Here is a 15,401-nt window from a genome sequence, read left to right as displayed (position 1 = left end):
GATACGCTTCCGGTGGGGCCTCTGGGGCGCCTGACGGCAGTAGTTGACGGCAACGTCAGTGGACGGGTGCTGCACAAACGGGTTCGTCGCCGTCGTCGGGTCGGGTGGCGGGCTGAGCGGGGTTGCGGAGGGCGTGGCCGAGGAGGTCGATGGCGTCGCGTTGGAGGCGGAGTCGGACGTGGGCGTATACGGTCGCGGTCACGCCGATGTGGGCGTGCCCCAACAGCTCCTTGATGACGACGAGTTCGACGCCCTGCTCGAGGAGGAGGGTGGCCGCCGAGTGTCGGAGATCGTGAAACCTGATGCGTCGCAGGGCAGCGCGGCGGAGCAGGGTGTTGAAGTGCCGGGTGAGGGTGGTGCCCTCGATGGGGTTGCCGTCGGGCCGGGTGAAGACGTAGCCGCTCGCCTTCCAGCCCGCCCCCGCCGCCTCGCGTTCCTGGTGCTGTCGGTCGCGGTGCTGTTCGAGGGAGTGCAGGCACTCGGTGGGCAGGGCGATGCGCCGTTCCGAGCTGTGGGTCTTGGTGGGCAGGGCGGCCAGGCCGCTGGAGTTTGTGCGTTGGAGGGTGCGGCGGATGCTGGCGGTTGCGCCTGCGAGGTCGAGGTCTTCCCAGCGCAGGCCGAGGAGCTCGCCCTTGCGCAGTCCTGTGCGCAGGGCGAGTTCGAACAGGGCGCTGAGCCGGTGCCCGTTGGTGGCGGCCAGGAGCGCGCGGGCCTCTTCGGCGGTGAGCGGTTCGAAGCGGCGGGGGCGGGGTGTGCCCATGCGGACGTTGCGGGCGACGTTGCGGGGGATCTCCTCTTCGCGGACGGCGTGCTCCAGGGCGGACTTGAGGACGGAGTGCACGTAGGCCAGGGTCAGCGGGGAGAGCCGCTTGCGGCAGCACTTGCCGACCGCGCAGCACTGGGGGTGGTCTCGGGTGGTGTCGAGGCCGCGTGCGCAGCACTGGCAGGTGGTGCGGAGGTGGTCGAGCCAGGTGCGGACGTCCTTGGCGGTGAGCTTGGCGAGCTTCTTCTTGCCCAGGCCCGGGATGACGTACAGCCGGACGACGGCGGTGTAGCGGGTGTGGGTGTTCTCGCGGAGGCGGTGGACGGCGACGGTCTCCAGCCAGTAGGCGAGGAAGGCCGCGACACTTCCCTGGGCGGTGGGGGCGGGTATGCCGCGGTTGCTGGTGGCGATCTTCTCGGTCAGCTGGGCCAGGGCCTCCTTCCGCGTGGTGCCGTAGACGCGGACGCGCTTGCGAGTGTCGCCTGGGGCGAGGACGTATCCGGCGGCTTCCCAGCGGCCGTCCTTGCGCTGGTAGACGGTGCCATCGCCGTTGGCGCGGACCCTGCGCGAGCCGGTGCCGGTACCAGCGGGGTTGGTGTCGGGGGTGGTCATCAGGCTGCCTCTTCGAGGTGGTGGTGGACGAGGGCGGTCAGGGCGTGGATGGGGATGCGTCGGGCGCGGCCGATGGTGATGGAGGCGAGCTGCCGGGTGCGGATGAGGTCGTAGACGGTGGAGCGGCTGATCTTGAGGCGGGCCATGACTTCGGGGACGGTGAGGAGTTCGGCGTCGGCGGTCACGAGATCGCCTCCGTGTGGACGGGGGTGGTCAGCGGTTCGGTGGAGTGACCGGCCGGGTCACCGGCGCGCCGCGCCTGCCTGGGGCGGCTCGGTTGCTCGGTCCGGGGGCGCGGTGTGGTGGACAGGAGGTCGGCGAGGTGGGCGAGTTCGGGCAGGAGGCCGGTTCCGGCGTACTGCCAGTGCGAGATCACCAGGGTCGTGTCCGTACTGCCGTGTCGCCTGTTCTCCGCGCGCTGACCGGAAAGGTGACCGGGGGCGGTGTCGGTGTGACCGGTGGTCAGGTCACTGCGGTCATCGCGGTCACTGTGCCGGTCAGTGACCGGCTGACCCTCATTGGCCCGGTCCTGACCGGAGTGTCGACCAACCAGGGCCGGGTCGGTCGGCGTCGGGGCAGAGGTGGCGTTGTCTTGGCGGGTGCGCCAGGTGGTGCGTTCGGCTCGGAGGTGGGTGAGGGTGGTGGAGTAGTGGCGGGTGCGGGTGGAGAAGTGGCCTCGGAAGCCGAGCATGTGGGCCCACTGGCGCAGGCGGAGGTGAGTGTGCTGGGGCTGGGTGCCGAGGTGCCAGGCGGTGTGGATCATGCGGCGGGCGTGGTCGGTGAGGTCGTGCTGGGCGAGTTCGGCCAGGAAGCGCAGTCGGCGGTCGAGGGTGCCGGTGGTGGTCTCGGCTCCCTTGGTGGCGTACTTGGCGATGTAGGCGGCGACGTGCCGGTCGGTGACGGGGGCATCGTCGGTGAAATCGGTGCCGCGGATCGGCCGGACGTCGATCTGTCGCCCGAACCGGAACACCGTGGACTCCGGCAACTGGGCCCGGCCAGTCACTCCGGCCCCAGCTTCGGCCTCGGAGGGGCGCTGGTGCTGTACGCGGGTGCGCTTGGCGGCGGCGCGGATGGCGTGGTCGAGGAGCCCGGTGGTGGCCCAGGTGGGCGGGGTGCTGACGGGGCCGGTGGGTCCGTCGATGCGGATGACGGTGTGGAAGTGGATCTGGCCGCGCTTTTGGTATTCGGCGACCTTGGCGTAGGAGAGCGTGGCGTGGTGGCGCAGGGTGCGCTGGGTCAGTCCGGCGGCGTTGGCGATCTCGCGGCGCAGGTGGGTGGTGAAGCGGGCCCACAGGGAGGGGGCGTGGGCGTTCCACAGCACCGCGCCGGTGTAGTCGTACCGCTGCGGGTTCAGCGGGGTGCCGAGGAGGGGGTCGTCGTCGGCGTGCGGGGTGCCGCAGGTGCAGGGGGCGGTGCCGGGTTGGTTGTGGACGGGGCCGAAGCCGGGGGCGGTGAGGGTGGCGAAGACGCGGGGGTGGGTGGCGACGGTGGTGGGGACGGTCTTGCCGCCGCGTAGTCCGGCGGCGATGAGCTGGTAGGTGTCGTAGCGGTAGAGGGTGGAGCAGGCGGGGCAGCGGGTGGTGCGGCGGTTGCCGCAGCGCAGCAGGAGTTCGCCGGCCGGGAGGTGGCGGGTGTCGAGGTGTTCGAGGATCTGGCCGGTGGCGGTGTTCAGGCGGGTGCGGTGTCCGGTCATGCGGATCGGGCGGGCGCAGCCGCCGAGTGAGCCGATCTGCCGGGCCAGGGGCGCGAGGTGTCCGGCGGCGGCGAGCTTGGCGAGCCTGGCGGTCAGCCGCGCCCGGCGTTCGAGCGCCGAGTTCCTGTTCGTGGACGTGTCGGCGCTGGTGGTGAGCGCCGGTGCGGCGAACGCCGTGTTGGCGGGAGGGGAGGTGGTGGCGGGGGTGGGGAGTTGGAGCTGCGCGGGCATGGGGACAGACCTCCGGCAGGAGTCGGGAGAAGAGGAGAGGCGATTGAGGGGCGACCCGGGTGATCGGCGCACGTGGGCACGGTGCGCGTGACGGCGGGCGCGGATGGTGGGCCGGGGACGTCTGGCCTGGTCAGCGGTGGTGTTCACCAGCGGTGCGCGAAGGTAGCATCGCTTCAAGTGCGCATTCAAGTGCATCCCTCCTCATCTGTTTCGGTGGCCGGTGGGATGCGAGTACTGTGGCCCCGGTCTTCCGTTTTGGACGGGCCGGATTTCGGTGGTAGTGGCGCAGAGAAAGCGGGGTGACCTGCGGTGACGGTGGGGCGGCGGGGACGTAGACCGGCGGGCGGCACGGTGTTGCTGACGTTCGAGGTCATCGCCGAGGCCCTGCGGGAGCGGATCCGCTCCGGTGGGCTGAAGCCCGGGGATGCGCTGCCGACGCAGGCTGTGTTGATGGCGGAGTACGGGGCCTCGAGCCTGTCCGTGCAGAAGGCCATGGCCTTGCTGAAGCAGGACGGTTACGCGATTTCCCGCCCCGGCAAGGGAGCCTTCGTCGCCCACCCCGACGCCGACGCCGACACTGACTCAGGTGACGGGGAGGCGGGGCCCACGCCCGTCGGCGGGACGGCGGCGCGCGTCGAGGCGCTGGAGCTGGCATTGGCCGAGACGCTTGATCAGCTCACCACCCTGCGTGCCCGCGTCGAAGCCCTGGAAGCGGGCGGCACCGAGCGAGGTTGCTGACCCGTCGGCCGCTGGACGGCCAGGGGCTGGAGCTGTGCGTCCAGATTTTCTCTACGAGGTTCAAGGCGGGCGCCGCCCGCTGGAGGTGGCCCGACGTCGCCGACCGACCCAGGGTCGGACCGACCCCGAGGTCTTCACGGGTGTCGGCGGTCAGCGGTCCGCCGGGTCGTGAGCGGGGCTCGACTGGTGCCCGATGGGAGCAAGTTGTGGGGTAGGCGCTGCTTACCCCAGCACCGCCCAGGGTCGGAGCAAGTTGTGTCCTATGGACTCCTTGCCCGCGTCGCGGAGCAAGTTGTCGCCTGCGACCGTCCTACGGCCGGATCGCGGGCAACAGGGTCGGCCAGGGGTCCGACCCGTTTCTCTAGCCGGGCTCGCCGAGGGCGGTGGCCAACGTCGCCTCCGGCACGGAGCGAGGCTCCCCGCCGACCCGCCGACCCGCCGACCCGTCCACGCACGAGCCGCGCTGTGCGCCGAGACGCTGACCGCAGCAGTTCGGGTGGACCCCCGTGCGGTCGCGATGGTCAGGACGCCAGCAGCTCGGCGACCTCAGGGACGTCGCGGAACGCCCGCAGCCGGTCCAGCACGATCCGTGTGCGCTCCGTGGTGCGTTCGCTGCCGCTCTGCCCCAGGGCGAGCATCCGGCCAGCCGTCCCCGCCGCCGCCTCAGGCTCGTTCGCATCGGCGTAGGCCACGGCCAGCCAGGACAGGTACAGTGCCAACTCCCTCGCGTGACTGGCGTCGTAACGACCCAGGACGTCCGTCAGCAGCGGAACGACGCGAAGCGGCCGGTGCAGCTCGGTGTAGACGCGGGCCTCCATAACCTGCAGTTCCCCGGCGTCCATCCAATACAGGTACGAGGGTGACTCGGTAGCGGCCGAGTCCTGAGCCAGGGCCTCGCCGGCTTCCCCGAGAGTAGCCATCGCAGGGCGGACCTGGCGGGCGCGGGTGTGCGCCCAGGCCACCCGGTCCAAGTACAGCGCGCGGGCCTTGGCCGGAGCATCGGGACCGGCCTCCTGGACGGCGGCGGTGGCGAGGTTGACGGCGTCGTGGGGGCGTCCGGTGTTGCTCCACTGGTAGGCCAGCGAGCCCGCCACGTTCCCCGACAGCACCCCGTCCCCGGCGGCACGGGCGGCACTGATCCCGAGCCGGTAGATCCGCTCCGCCTCGGCGTGCTCGCCCGCATCGGAGGCGACCCAACCGGCAATCTGCGCCAATTCGCCAATCGTCCGTAGCAGTTCGCGGCCCACCTGCTCGCTGTGGGTGCCCTCGCGGTAGATCGTGACCGCCGCCCGCAGTTCCCGCAGGGCGGGGGCGATCAAGTCCTTCCCGTACACCACGTCGTCTGCCAGCCGCAGGCCGTGCACCCGCTGGGCCAGGTCGGCGACCTGCCCGGCGCCGATCCGCCGGCCGGTACGCGTACTCAGCGGGGCCAGGGGGTCGCCCTCGGGCAGGAAGTCCGCGACGGTAAGCACCCGAGGAGCGGGCTCGGGAGGGCGGACGGCCTTGGCGGCCTCCAGCATCTCCCGCGGGACCTCCAGCACCTGGGCGAGAAAGGGCAGCCACTCGCGTGGGGACCGCGTGCCGATCTCCCAGCGGGACACGTCATTGCGCGTCGGCGGGACACGCCCGGGAGCGGCCTGGGCCAGCGCGTCAGCGAGCCGCTGCTGACTCCACCCCCGCGCCTGACGCAGCCGCCGCACCAGCTCCCCGACCGATTCCCCTACCACCTGGCCAGCTTGGCAGACAACAGGGCAGACAGGCTGGCTGCTCCGAAATGTTCAGGCCAACGAGACCCTGAATCGACAGAGCCGAACCCAGGAAGGGACAGCAGCATGGCCGAGGAGGCGACACGCCCGCTCGACGCGAGCACGGTGGAGCCCGCAGCAGAGAAACTGCGTCTGCTGCCGTGGGCCAACCCGGACGGGCTTCCCTGCTACCTGAGCACCGACGGCGAGGGCTACCTCGCGACGCTCACCGACGGCATCGAAGAGGTCCAGCTCACCATGGGCCAAGAACTGCTGGACCACGCCCGGGGGATCCTGACTCCCGGAGTGCGGGCGCTGACGGACGTCGAGTACCGGTGGCTGGCGTGCCGGCTGACCGAGGCCCTGTCGGACGCGCTCAGGGTCGCGGACTCACGCGGGCAGCGCATCCCCGTCCCGCCGGGCACCGCCGAGGCCGACGGCTCTGACGAGCAGGGAGCGCGCTGATGGGCACGACCACCCGCTACCGGTTCCGCGAATACACCGTCACCACCGTCGTAGACCCGATGGCACTGCCGACCTTCGAGGCCGTCTGCGTCACCGGAGAAGAGCAGGACTGCGGGGTCGCCTCCGACCAGACGCACACTCCCGAGGAACTGACCCGCTGGATCGCCGCACACTGCACGCAGACCGGCCATGCGACCTACGAGCGGACCACCCGCGCCACCCTCCGTGCCGAGCCCGGAGAGTGGAAGTGAGACCCCCGAGCGCCAGCACCTCACCGAGAGCAGCATGCGGGCGCCATTGAGATCAATTGGTCTACACCTTTGACGGCAGTAGTGACGGCAACAGCCACACACGCCAGCGCACAACCACGGACACCGACGGACCGCCAAAACGCCGCTGACCTGCGAAAAAGCAGGTAGAGCAGGTCGCCGTGCCACACGTACTATGTGCTGGCTGGCCATACCCCAATTCTCGTACACAACTACAATGTCACGGGTGTTGGTTGTGGCGATGAAGCCGATCTGAGTTCTGCCATCCCAACCCGTCAGCCAGCGAGCGTCGGCAATGCTGGAGGAAGCACGGATTACAGGCAGACGTTTTACAATGCGAATCCTGGCACTCAGGGAAACGTCTGGGTGCACCACGCGATTGAGCAGCAGGTCCTCAAGCGGTACCCTGGCCTATTTTCGGCCGATGAAATCCACTCGCTTGAGAATCTGCGAGGAATCCCCAAGGGCGTCGTGAACAGTCGCGTCCACCTAAGCGCCATTCGCAATATGTGGAACGATTTCTATGCACCGAACTCGTCACCCACAAGGCAGGATGTGCTAGATTACGCCACAGAAGTCGATGATCAATTGGGGCAGTGGTTCACGCCCCGCATACGCTGAACGGAGCCTTCGTGGGCGCGCACTACTACCTCGTAAAGCCTGAGGTTGCAGGGGGCCTGGGCCCTGAGACGATCATGAATGCAACAGTGCACCCTCCGCAGGTCTCCCGGCTCCACTATGAAGTCGTCGACTGGTTGGGTGATTGCATCGTGCAGTCCTTCCCCTGCTACCTCGCCATGCGTCATGTTGCTCATCGACTTAAGGGGATGGGCTTCACGGGATTTCATTCGGACGAAGCGATCATCTCCGAGGCCGACGAGTTTCGAGAGCTCAATCCCGATGGCGAATTGCCAGACCTTGTATGGCTTCTTGTTGACGGAGAGCCTGGCGCCGATGACCTGGGGATGACTAAGAAGGGTCAGCTGGTAGTGAGTGAACCGGTGCTTGACGTACTGAGATCCGAATCCCTCAGCATTGGCACATTTACTCCATGGGAAGCGTGATGATTCTCATTTGCTTGGGATTCTTTCAGAGGGCTCCTCAATAAACGCGCGATGGCCCCGCCGGATTTGGTTCCGGCGGGGCCTCAACGCGTTTTGGTGGCAACGCTGACAGCAACGTCAGCGGAGGGATCCTGCACTTGGCGGGCCATCAGGGTTCTGGTGCCCCGGAGAGCGTCGCCGAGGGTGTCGATGGCTTGGCGCTGGAGGCGGAACCTGACGTGGGCGTACACGGAGGCGGTGACGCCGACGTGGGAGTGCCCCGGCAATTCGTTGATGACAACGAGCTCGATGCCCTGCTCCAGGAGCAGCGTTGGAGTCGAGTGGCGAAGGTCATGGAACCGGATCAGCCGCAGTGCGCGTTGCGGAGCAGCGCGTTGAAGTGCCGGGTTAGGGTGGCGGGCTCGATCGGGTGCCCGTCCAGGCGCGTGAAGACGTAACCGCCGCCCTGCCAGGTCGAGTCCGCCTGCTCCCTCTCTCGGGCTTGCCGCTCGCGGTGCGCACGGAGCGAGGCGACGCAAGAAGCGGGCAGGGCGATGCGCCCCTCCGGGCTGATGGTCTTGGTCGGGCAGGGTGGTCAGGCTACGGCTGGTGATGCGGAGATGGTGACCTTATTGCCATCGAGGTCGAGATCTTCCCAACCAGACCGAAGAATTCGCCTCGTGTATATCGGTGGGAGCACGAGCTCGCACATGGCCTGCAACCGGTAGCCTTCTACCGCCGCGGGGAACCTTCGGGGCTCGGCAGCGGTGAAGCCCAGGGAGCTAACGCAACCGGCTCGCCGTCGTCCCGCGAACGTCGCCGGCATCACTCCGTCAAGTTCAGTTGTCGAACTGTTGGGTAACTTTCGTGGCATTGCTCTCGGCTCTGCCATCGCGATCCCAGAGAGCGCGAGGCAAAGCAGGTCCCTACTCCGATAGCAACCAGCATGCGTAACCGAAGCTGATCCAGTTGCCGGGCCAGCCAGCGTTGCTGGAGATGTCCACCCCGCCGTCGGGGTACAGGAAGACACAACACTTGCTGCTGTTGTCGTTGGCGACAGGGATGACCTCGGCGGCCTTGGGGCGGCAGCCGTTGTCAGGGAGGATTCCGATCCGGCCGCCGGTGAACCCTCCAGGGGTTCGTGCGATCCCGCGCAGGACAGCGGTCCCGTCCGGCATGCGGCGGACCTCAACCTTGCGCCAGTCAGGGAGGTCGGACCAGCCGTTGAGGTAGCTGATCGGCTGCCAGCCCTGGTCCGCGCAGCGCCACCCGTTGGCGTCGAGGAGATAGGAGGTGGCGTTGAAGGAGAACGTGGCCTGTTTGCCGTTGATCTCCACGTACGTGTTGCGTACGTCGTTGGTGCTGGTAGGCACGGGGTTGCGCACATCGATGGCGAATGAGGCGGACGCCTGGTCACTCGGGGCGATGCCGCGGACGTTGACCATGCCGAGTTCGTTGGCGCCAGCTGCGGCGGACAGGTAGAACGCGCCGTCCGACCGCTTGGCGGCCGAGCGGGAGGTCAGGCGCAGTGAGGCTGCGTCGCTGGGATACATCCAGCTGGTGCTCTTGTCGATGCTGGGTGCTTGGGGGGTGAGTTGGGGGACGCTCATGGTGCCGGTGGTGTTGACGCTGGCGGAGAGCAGGCCCGGAAGGAGTTCGGTGTCGGCGCCGGAGTAGAAGACGGCGGCGGGGTTGGAGCGGATGGGGTCGGTGGGGGTGATCTCGACGCGGCGGCCGCCTTCGGCGGTGCGCATCTGGCCGCCGGTGACGGTGGCGCCCTGGATGGTGACGCCGGTGATGGTGCGGCCGTTGATGGCGTCCGCGCTCAGGGCGGTGGCGGTGACGGCGCCCGCGGCGAGCTGCCCGGCGGTGATCGAGTTCGCGGCGATCTTGTCGCCTGTGATCGACAGGGCTTTGATCTCCCGTCCGGTCACCGCCTCTGCGGCGATAGTGCCGGCGGCTACGGCGTCAGCGGCGATCGCTCCGGCTTGGATGGCTCCGGCTGCGATGGTCTGGGCGGTGACGGCTGCGGCGGCGAGTTTGCCGGTGGTGATCGCTCCGTCGGCGATCGCCGGGGCGGTGATCGCCCCGATGGCGGTCTTCGCGGCGGTGACGGCGCCGTCGGCGAGTTGGAGCTGGCCGACCACGCCGGCCAGGACCTCATCCGCGACCACCTTCGCTGGGCTCGCGGTGGCCTCGCGCGAGGCGGCGGAGGCTCTTCCGGAGGTGGTGCGGGCCACCAGGCGCACCCATATCGGGACTTGGGTGGGGACGACGATGCTGCCACCGCGCGGGCTCTCGATGGTGGAGACGAGCGTGGTCGTATCCGGGTCGTGCCCTGGAGCGCGGTAGGCGTGGACCTCGATGCGGGAGAAGTCAAGCGGGCACACCGCGCTGTCGGCCCACTCCCCTGCCCCGGTGACGAGGACGCCACCGAGGACCGAGGTGGCGGTGGGCGGCTGCGGGACAGGTGGGGGCGGGCCGTTGACGACGTTGAGGGCGGTGGTGCCGTCCGGCTGCTGGCCGATGATGGCGCGCACCTTCCCCTCGGCCGTCACCGTCAGCGCCCCGTCGTCGACGCTGCTGTGGGCGAGCCTGGAGGAGCGGGACAGCTCCGGAAGCGCGGCCTCCAGGGCGGCGATGCGCTGCGCGAGCTGGGTGATCACATCGGGCACGACAGGGCTCCCTGGTCAGGTGGTGTAGGGGTTGGCGAGGTGGAGGGTGGCGCTCTCCTGGCCGTCGCGGTCGGAGGGCTGGAGGGTCCAGGCGACGATGCGCCGCCAGCCGTCGAAGTCGATCCACTGGTCGTGGACGCTGACCCGGACGTCGTCGCCGATCTGCCACGAGCCGATCGGGGCCGCCGGGTGGTCGCGGACGGTGATCTCGGTGACCTGGGTCAGCTGCTGGCGGCGGGCCCGCTCGGCGCGGGCCAGCGCGGAGAGCACCCCGCCGTCGGTGATCGAGGGTCGGTCCAGGACGGCTTCCAGGCGCAGCCGGCCGTCGCGGACGGCGCCGGTGGTGCGGACCTTCGCGGAGCCGTCGCCGCTGCCCAGTGCGATGACGACCTGGGCGTACTGGTCGCCGTCGCCGGTCGCGGTGGGAGTGGCGGTGATGTTGACGCCGGTGGCGAAGGAGATGTCGGTGCGGCGGGTGCCCAGGCGCGGAGCGGCGAGGACGATATGCCGCTCGGGCCGGTCGCCGGCCCAGGCGACGTGCTCAGTCCACTCCGGTCCCCCGTCGACCCCGGCCGCGTCCCGCATCACGTTGGCCAGCGCGGGGGCCTCCCACTCCTTGGTGACGTAGGGCTGATCGTGGGTGCCGAGACGCCCGGGACTCCCACCCGGCGGGAGGTCGACCTGGACGGCGAGGTCCCCGTCCGGCTGGGACTGGCAGTACGCCCACACGTCGGCGATCACCCGGCACGGGTCCGCCTCCGTGTAGGGGCCGCGCCCCGCGAGGTTGCCGTGAACGTCGTGCCGGCGGCCGAGGTAGGAGGAGAACCCGGCCGCCTCGATCCGGTACCGGCCGGCGTCCGGCTCAGCGTGCCAGATCAACCCGCCCCACAGCAGCTGGTCGTCCCGCTCGGCCCACACCAGCACAGTGCCGGCGTCCGCCTGGGCGGGGGCCAGGTGCGCAAGGCGCGGCTCCAGCGTGCCGCTGAACCGGCCCGGCCCCGACAGCTCAGGACCGAACTCGACCTCGCCGAGGGGAAGTTCGTCGGCCAGCATCTCGCCAGTGAGGGCGTGGGTGGTGAAGTACCGCCACGCGGCCATCAGTAGGTCTCCTCGACGTACTCGACGTCGAAGATCAGCGCCGTGGACTGCGACACGTCGCAGCCGCCCTTCGCCTGGTTGTACCGGCCGCCCTGCAGGCGCAGCGGAACGCTGGTGCCGCGCATCTCCACCGAGAACCACGGGGTGTCGGCACATACGACATTGATCTTGCTGTAGACGGTGATGGTGTCGGTGTCGACCTGGAACTCTCCGCCGATGATCCCACCGAGCTTGTTGCGGAACCCGATGAGCGTCTCGCCCCACACCCGCAGGCCTGCGACGGTCGTGATGATGTTGCCGCGCACCGCCCACTTGGGAACGTCGAGGCTGACGACGCCGCCTGGCGGCCAGTTGTCCTGCCAGACGCCTGCCTGCTGCGGGAACTCGCTGTACGGGAACCCGTTGATCATCTGCACCACCCGCGAGCGGCGCGGGTTCGTGAGCCGTCTCAGGTCCGTGATCACGGCGTCGGTGACCGTGGCACAGTTGGCAGGCAGGCTGATCCGGGCGAGCGGGATCGCGGTCATGCCGGGCGGCGGCGCTGCGACGGTGGCGCTCTGGTCGGTCAGGACGTGGAAGTAGCCGACGTCGTCCTTGGCGGGGTCACGGGTGCCCTCGAACTCCGGGTCCTCGACCCGCAGGACCAGCAGGTCGGTGCGGGGCTGGGCACCGGTCGGGGCGATCGGCACGACCGTGTCACCGGCGTTGGCCTGGGTGTAGGAGCCCTGGCCCCAGGCCGCGCCGGCGACGACCGCCGAGCCGGGACCGACGCGCACCGCCGCCCCAGGGGTAGTCGAGCGGACCTTGAGGTCACCGCCCTCGGTGACGCCCTGCGATCCGCGGGACAGGTCGCGGATCATCATCCGCAGGGCACGCGCCGGGTGGGTGCCGCCGGTGACCATCAGCGGGGGCTGGATGAGAGGCAAAACGTTTCTCCTCAGAGGCTGTTGTAGGTGTCGCGCCAGGTGATGGCCAGGCGGGAGGTTCCGGTGTAGTCGAGCGCGGTCCAACGGACCTCGGACCGGCCGGACGGGATGGCGAACTGGTCCAGGCGGCTGCCCCGCACCAAGGCGCCCGCCGCATTGGCGCCGCCTCTGAGCACCCAGCGGCGGCCGGGACAGGTGTCGACCTCCAGCTGCTCCCCCATGGCGAGGGTGACCGCGAACTCCAGCCTGGCAGCAACTGCGCCGCCTGTGGCCGCTGTGGCGCGACCTCGCGGAGAGCACACCCAAGGTAGTGCTCGGCACGCCCACCGGCCGTGTGCGAGACCTCCTCACGCTCGACGCCCTGGAATCCGGCTCCAACGACGCGCCGTGGAGATCCGCGACGCCGGCCTCGTCCTGCGCCACTACGCACCGGACGCGACGGCCGGCAAGGCTGACCGCTACGCGCAGAGTCTCGGCCTGACGGGCGACCGGGCCGAGGCAGCCGCCGAGGCGTACCGCCTGCGCGCCGCCATGGACGCGAAGGCCGCGGGAGTGCCCGCCGCTCCCGTATCCGCCGCGGTGTCGGCGAACTCCGCCGCGGACGACGTGCGGTGGCTGCTCGATGTGTCCACCGCCTACACCCGGCTGCCCGAGCAGCTGACCACGGCTGCCTGAGGGAGTGGAATGAAGATCGCGCAAGCCGTCACCGACGGCCTCCAGCCCCGAAACCTGCTCTTCGCGGGCCTGATGGTGCTCGGGTGGGGCGTCGCGGGGATCAGTGGCGCAGCGTGGGGCGTCTTCGCCGCCGTGTTCGCGGGAGCGGTCCCGGCCTGGTTCATCCAGCGCGGTGTGCGTCGGGGCTCCTGGGCCGACCGGCACATCTCCGACCGCCATCAGCGGCTGAGCGTGTTCGTGGTCATCATCGCCAGCGTCGCGCTGTCGCTGGCCGTTCTATGCCTCGGAAACGCGCCCCACGAGGTCATGGCCGCCGCTGCCTGCCTGTTGGCCATCGCGGTGCTCCTCCTAGTCGTGACGCCCTTCTGGAAGCTCCGTGCACGCGATGGTGGCCGGCAGCCTGGCCTGGATGCTGGGCGCGGCTCTGTCCGGATGGTGGTGGTCGGCCTTCGCCCTGGTGGCGGCGGTCGTCTGGTCACGAGTCGCCACCGGCGGCCACACGGCGGCTCAGGCTGGGGCTGGAGTCGTGGCAGGCGCCAGCCTCGCCGCGCTCTCCTTCACCGCGCTGCTGTGAAGGTGGCGAAGGGAAAGCACTGGAGGTGTCAAACCACCTTCGCTTCCTGGTTATGGCCCGGCCGGCCAGTACTCCAGTGCGACTTCGTGATCCCGCGCCTGGGTGCTGACAGAATCCATGCCATGACGGACGACATCAGAGAGATTTTCGAACAGGCTGGCTGTGAAGGCGCATTATGCGTCCAGCCACTGGAAGGTGACGCGGAGTTCGGCCTGCACGCTGATGAGCCTGTGGTCCCGGCCTCGGTGGTCAAGGTGCAGGTCGCTCTGGAGGCGGAGACCTCGTTTGCCGAAGGCCGGTTGGACCCGTGCGAGCGGGTGACGCTGAGTGCCGCCGACCGGACTCCCGGCCCGGTCGGGATCTCGCTCTTCAACGACGATGCCGTGGTCTCATGGCGGGACATGGTCGTCCTGATGCTCACCATCAGCGACAACCACACGACCGACGCGCTGCTGCGGCGAGTCAGCGTTGACGCGCTCAACGCGACCGCGACGCGGCTCGGGCTGACCGGCACTGTGATTGAGTCCGACCTGCAGACCATGCTCGACTCCATCGGCCAAGACCTCGGCTGCGCCAGTTGGAAGGACACGCTGGCCTGGGCGGCCGGCGCATCGGCAGACGACATGGCGCAGGCCGACGAGAGGCTCCTTACCTCCCGCGCCTTGGACCCGTCGCAGGGAACCCGAACCACCCCTCGTGACATGGTCGGCCTACTGCGGCTGATCTGGACGGACCAGGCGGGCCCAGCCGTTGCGTGCGAACGCGTGCGCGCCGTGATGGCCAGGCAGTTGACCCGGCACCGGATCGCGAGCGGGTTCCAGCCGCCAGTACGGGTCGCGGCCAAGAGCGGCAGCCTGGTCGGCGTGATCCGCAACGAGATCGGCGTGATCTCCTATCCCGACGGCCGCCGATACGCCGCCGCTGTTTTCACTCGATCCCGGCCTGGCTCGGACGACGCCGCGATCAGCCGCGCCATCGGCGTTGTCACCGCGCAGGCAGTGACCGCACTACAGGACACGGGTGCCTGAAGTCCTTCTGGCACCAGCTACAGACACCCAGGCTTCCAACCAACAAAGCGGGTCCATGGCACAGAGCTGAGCGCATTCACCTGTACGCGACAGCGCCGGAGCCGGGTGAGAGTGGCAACGGCCACCGCGTGATCATCAAGGGTTGTGTGGACTCCTGAAGATCGTGCGGTGGCCGCGGGCCATGACATAGACCCTGCTCGTTGGCGGGCGATGTTCGACCAAGCCCTGGCCCAGATCGCGGGTCGGTTCCGGCGAGTCGAACCCCGGGCCACGGCCCGCGCGTTCGTGCTCGGGCTGCTGTCCGGCGTCGAACGCAAGAACTGTTGGGGGTTGGCGGAGCAAGCTGGCTTGGTTCGCCCGGGAAGGATGCAGCACCTCCTGCGCGGTGCGCGATGGGACGCCGACGAGGTCTGCGATGACGTACGGACCTATGTCCTCGAGCATCTCGGCACCAGCGACGGGGTCCTGATCGTGGATGAGACGGGCTTCCTGAAGAAGGGGCACCGCTCGGCGGGCGTGCAGCGCCAGTACACCGGCACGGCCGGGGGCTTGTAATTGAATAACTGTCAGATTTGATCTGCGGGGTGTTTTCCGAGAGGCGTCCCACGGGCCTTCAGCTGCTCCAAGGTGCGGGCGGGCGCTCCAGGCAACGGCGTGACGGTGATCTTGTGCAGGTCTAGGAGACGGTGCCCGTCCTGGAACTGATTGGACAGGTTGGTGCGGGTGACGCCCAGCAAGTGGGCCAGGAGGGTACTGGTCGCTGCTCCGCGACGGCGTAGCAACGCCGTCAGCAGTCGGTGGTAGTGGTCCAGGCTGCTGGTCTGCGGATGGAGATAGCTGCGCGGACGGTGAAAGCGTCGCTGGAA

16 protein-coding genes and 1 pseudogene are annotated in these 15,401 nt (G+C 69.3%); 7 read left to right on the top strand and 10 right to left on the bottom strand.

Features of this window, described 5'->3' with window-relative positions; genetic code table 11:
* Nucleotides 1–55 precede the first annotated feature (55 nt).
* The 3 genes from ACIGXM_RS35965 to ACIGXM_RS35955 are packed head-to-tail and all read right to left on the bottom strand — an operon-like array spanning nt 56 to nt 3,299.
* Entirely contained in the window at nt 56–1,375 is a 1,320-nt protein-coding gene (locus ACIGXM_RS35965) for a tyrosine-type recombinase/integrase (protein WP_396568331.1), read from the bottom strand.
* The gene (locus ACIGXM_RS35960) at nt 1,375–1,560 is read right to left on the bottom strand and encodes a helix-turn-helix domain-containing protein (RefSeq protein ID WP_396568330.1); all 186 of its coding nucleotides are present in this window, start codon (nt 1,558–1,560) and stop codon (nt 1,375–1,377) included. Before ACIGXM_RS35960 ends, ACIGXM_RS35965 begins: the two co-directional genes overlap by 1 nt.
* Nucleotides 1,557–3,299, bottom strand: coding sequence for a replication initiator (locus tag ACIGXM_RS35955; protein WP_396568329.1), 1,743 nt, complete (start codon nt 3,297–3,299; stop codon nt 1,557–1,559). Before ACIGXM_RS35955 ends, ACIGXM_RS35960 begins: the two co-directional genes overlap by 4 nt.
* Nucleotides 3,300–3,650: 351 nt before the next feature.
* Between ACIGXM_RS35955 and ACIGXM_RS35950 the strand changes: the two genes are divergently transcribed.
* A complete protein-coding gene (locus tag ACIGXM_RS35950) occupies nt 3,651–4,037 on the top strand; it encodes a winged helix-turn-helix domain-containing protein (RefSeq protein WP_396568328.1) in 387 nt (128 codons plus the stop codon).
* Nucleotides 4,038–4,558: 521 nt separating this feature from the next.
* On the opposite strand, the gene ACIGXM_RS35945 is transcribed toward ACIGXM_RS35950, so the two are convergent.
* Nucleotides 4,559–5,764 carry a helix-turn-helix domain-containing protein gene (locus tag ACIGXM_RS35945; protein WP_396568327.1) on the bottom strand — a complete coding sequence of 402 codons (1,206 nt, stop codon included), beginning with the start codon at nt 5,762–5,764 and terminating at the stop codon, nt 4,559–4,561.
* 105 nt (nt 5,765–5,869) lie between these two features.
* On the opposite strand from ACIGXM_RS35945, the gene ACIGXM_RS35940 reads away from it, so the two are divergent.
* From ACIGXM_RS35940 to ACIGXM_RS35930, 3 genes are all read left to right on the top strand, one after another.
* On the top strand, nt 5,870–6,247 hold the full coding sequence (locus tag ACIGXM_RS35940) for a hypothetical protein (protein ID WP_396568326.1): 378 nt from the start codon (nt 5,870–5,872) through the stop codon (nt 6,245–6,247).
* Nucleotides 6,247–6,498, top strand: a complete 252-nt coding sequence (locus ACIGXM_RS35935) for a hypothetical protein (RefSeq protein WP_396568325.1) — start codon at nt 6,247–6,249, stop codon at nt 6,496–6,498. Before ACIGXM_RS35940 ends, ACIGXM_RS35935 begins: the two co-directional genes overlap by 1 nt.
* 650 nt (nt 6,499–7,148) lie before the next feature.
* Nucleotides 7,149–7,580 carry a hypothetical protein gene (locus ACIGXM_RS35930; RefSeq protein WP_396568324.1) on the top strand — a complete coding sequence of 144 codons (432 nt, stop codon included), beginning with the start codon at nt 7,149–7,151 and terminating at the stop codon, nt 7,578–7,580.
* Between the two features lie 83 nt (nt 7,581–7,663).
* On the opposite strand, the gene ACIGXM_RS35925 is transcribed toward ACIGXM_RS35930, so the two are convergent.
* The 5 genes from ACIGXM_RS35925 to ACIGXM_RS35905 all read right to left on the bottom strand — a co-directional run bounded on the left by ACIGXM_RS35925 (nt 7,664) and on the right by ACIGXM_RS35905 (nt 12,479).
* Complete coding sequence (locus tag ACIGXM_RS35925) at nt 7,664–8,098, bottom strand: tyrosine-type recombinase/integrase (RefSeq protein WP_396568323.1); 435 nt, start codon at nt 8,096–8,098, stop codon at nt 7,664–7,666.
* A gap of 387 nt (nt 8,099–8,485) precedes the next feature.
* Nucleotides 8,486–10,234 carry a hypothetical protein gene (locus tag ACIGXM_RS35920; protein WP_396568322.1) on the bottom strand — a complete coding sequence of 583 codons (1,749 nt, stop codon included), beginning with the start codon at nt 10,232–10,234 and terminating at the stop codon, nt 8,486–8,488.
* Between the two features lie 15 nt (nt 10,235–10,249).
* The gene (locus ACIGXM_RS35915) at nt 10,250–11,332 is read right to left on the bottom strand and encodes a hypothetical protein (protein WP_396568321.1); all 1,083 of its coding nucleotides are present in this window, start codon (nt 11,330–11,332) and stop codon (nt 10,250–10,252) included.
* A complete protein-coding gene (locus tag ACIGXM_RS35910) occupies nt 11,332–12,258 on the bottom strand; it encodes a hypothetical protein (RefSeq protein WP_396568320.1) in 927 nt (308 codons plus the stop codon). Before ACIGXM_RS35910 ends, ACIGXM_RS35915 begins: the two co-directional genes overlap by 1 nt.
* A gap of 11 nt (nt 12,259–12,269) precedes the next feature.
* Nucleotides 12,270–12,479: a hypothetical protein gene (locus tag ACIGXM_RS35905; RefSeq protein ID WP_396568319.1), complete on the bottom strand. Its 210-nt coding sequence runs from the start codon at nt 12,477–12,479 to the stop codon at nt 12,270–12,272.
* Here ACIGXM_RS35905 and ACIGXM_RS35900 point away from each other — a divergent pair.
* From ACIGXM_RS35900 to ACIGXM_RS35890, 3 genes and pseudogenes are all read left to right on the top strand, one after another.
* Complete coding sequence (locus tag ACIGXM_RS35900; protein ID WP_396568318.1) at nt 12,478–12,933, top strand: DUF6545 domain-containing protein; 456 nt, start codon at nt 12,478–12,480, stop codon at nt 12,931–12,933. The two genes, ACIGXM_RS35905 and ACIGXM_RS35900, sit on opposite strands and share 2 nt — an antisense overlap.
* A gap of 9 nt (nt 12,934–12,942) precedes the next feature.
* Entirely contained in the window at nt 12,943–14,535 is a 1,593-nt protein-coding gene (locus ACIGXM_RS35895) for a serine hydrolase (protein WP_396568317.1), read from the top strand.
* 210 nt (nt 14,536–14,745) lie between these two features.
* Nucleotides 14,746–15,081 (top strand): annotated as a pseudogene (locus tag ACIGXM_RS35890) (transposase); the annotation flags it as partial.
* Between the two features lie 20 nt (nt 15,082–15,101).
* Here ACIGXM_RS35890 and ACIGXM_RS35885 read toward each other — a convergent pair.
* Nucleotides 15,102–15,401 (bottom strand): hypothetical protein (locus tag ACIGXM_RS35885; protein WP_396568316.1); only part of this gene is annotated, 300 nt, incomplete at its 5' end.

It is taken from the genome of Kitasatospora sp. NPDC052896 (assembly GCF_044547075.1).
Lineage (GTDB): Bacteria > Actinomycetota > Actinomycetes > Streptomycetales > Streptomycetaceae > Kitasatospora.
Note: the sequence above shows the minus strand (reverse complement) of the source record. Positions and strands in the feature narration are given on the sequence as shown.

Bases quoted from the DNA above. Each gene is read 5' to 3' on its own strand.
- ACIGXM_RS35965 (WP_396568331.1), bottom strand. From the start codon at position 1,375: ATGACCACCCCCGACACCAACCCCGCTGGTACCGGCACCGGCTCGCGC.
- ACIGXM_RS35955 (WP_396568329.1), bottom strand. From the start codon at position 3,299: ATGCCCGCGCAGCTCCAACTCCCCACCCCCGCCACCACCTCCCCTCCC.
- ACIGXM_RS35940 (WP_396568326.1), top strand. From the start codon at position 5,870: ATGGCCGAGGAGGCGACACGCCCGCTCGACGCGAGCACGGTGGAGCCC.
- ACIGXM_RS35935 (WP_396568325.1), top strand. From the start codon at position 6,247: ATGGGCACGACCACCCGCTACCGGTTCCGCGAATACACCGTCACCACC.
- ACIGXM_RS35915 (WP_396568321.1), bottom strand. From the start codon at position 11,332: ATGGCCGCGTGGCGGTACTTCACCACCCACGCCCTCACTGGCGAGATG.
- ACIGXM_RS35900 (WP_396568318.1), top strand. From the start codon at position 12,478: ATGGCGAGGGTGACCGCGAACTCCAGCCTGGCAGCAACTGCGCCGCCT.
- ACIGXM_RS35905 (WP_396568319.1), bottom strand. From the start codon at position 12,479: ATGGGGGAGCAGCTGGAGGTCGACACCTGTCCCGGCCGCCGCTGGGTG.
- ACIGXM_RS35895 (WP_396568317.1), top strand. From the start codon at position 12,943: ATGAAGATCGCGCAAGCCGTCACCGACGGCCTCCAGCCCCGAAACCTG.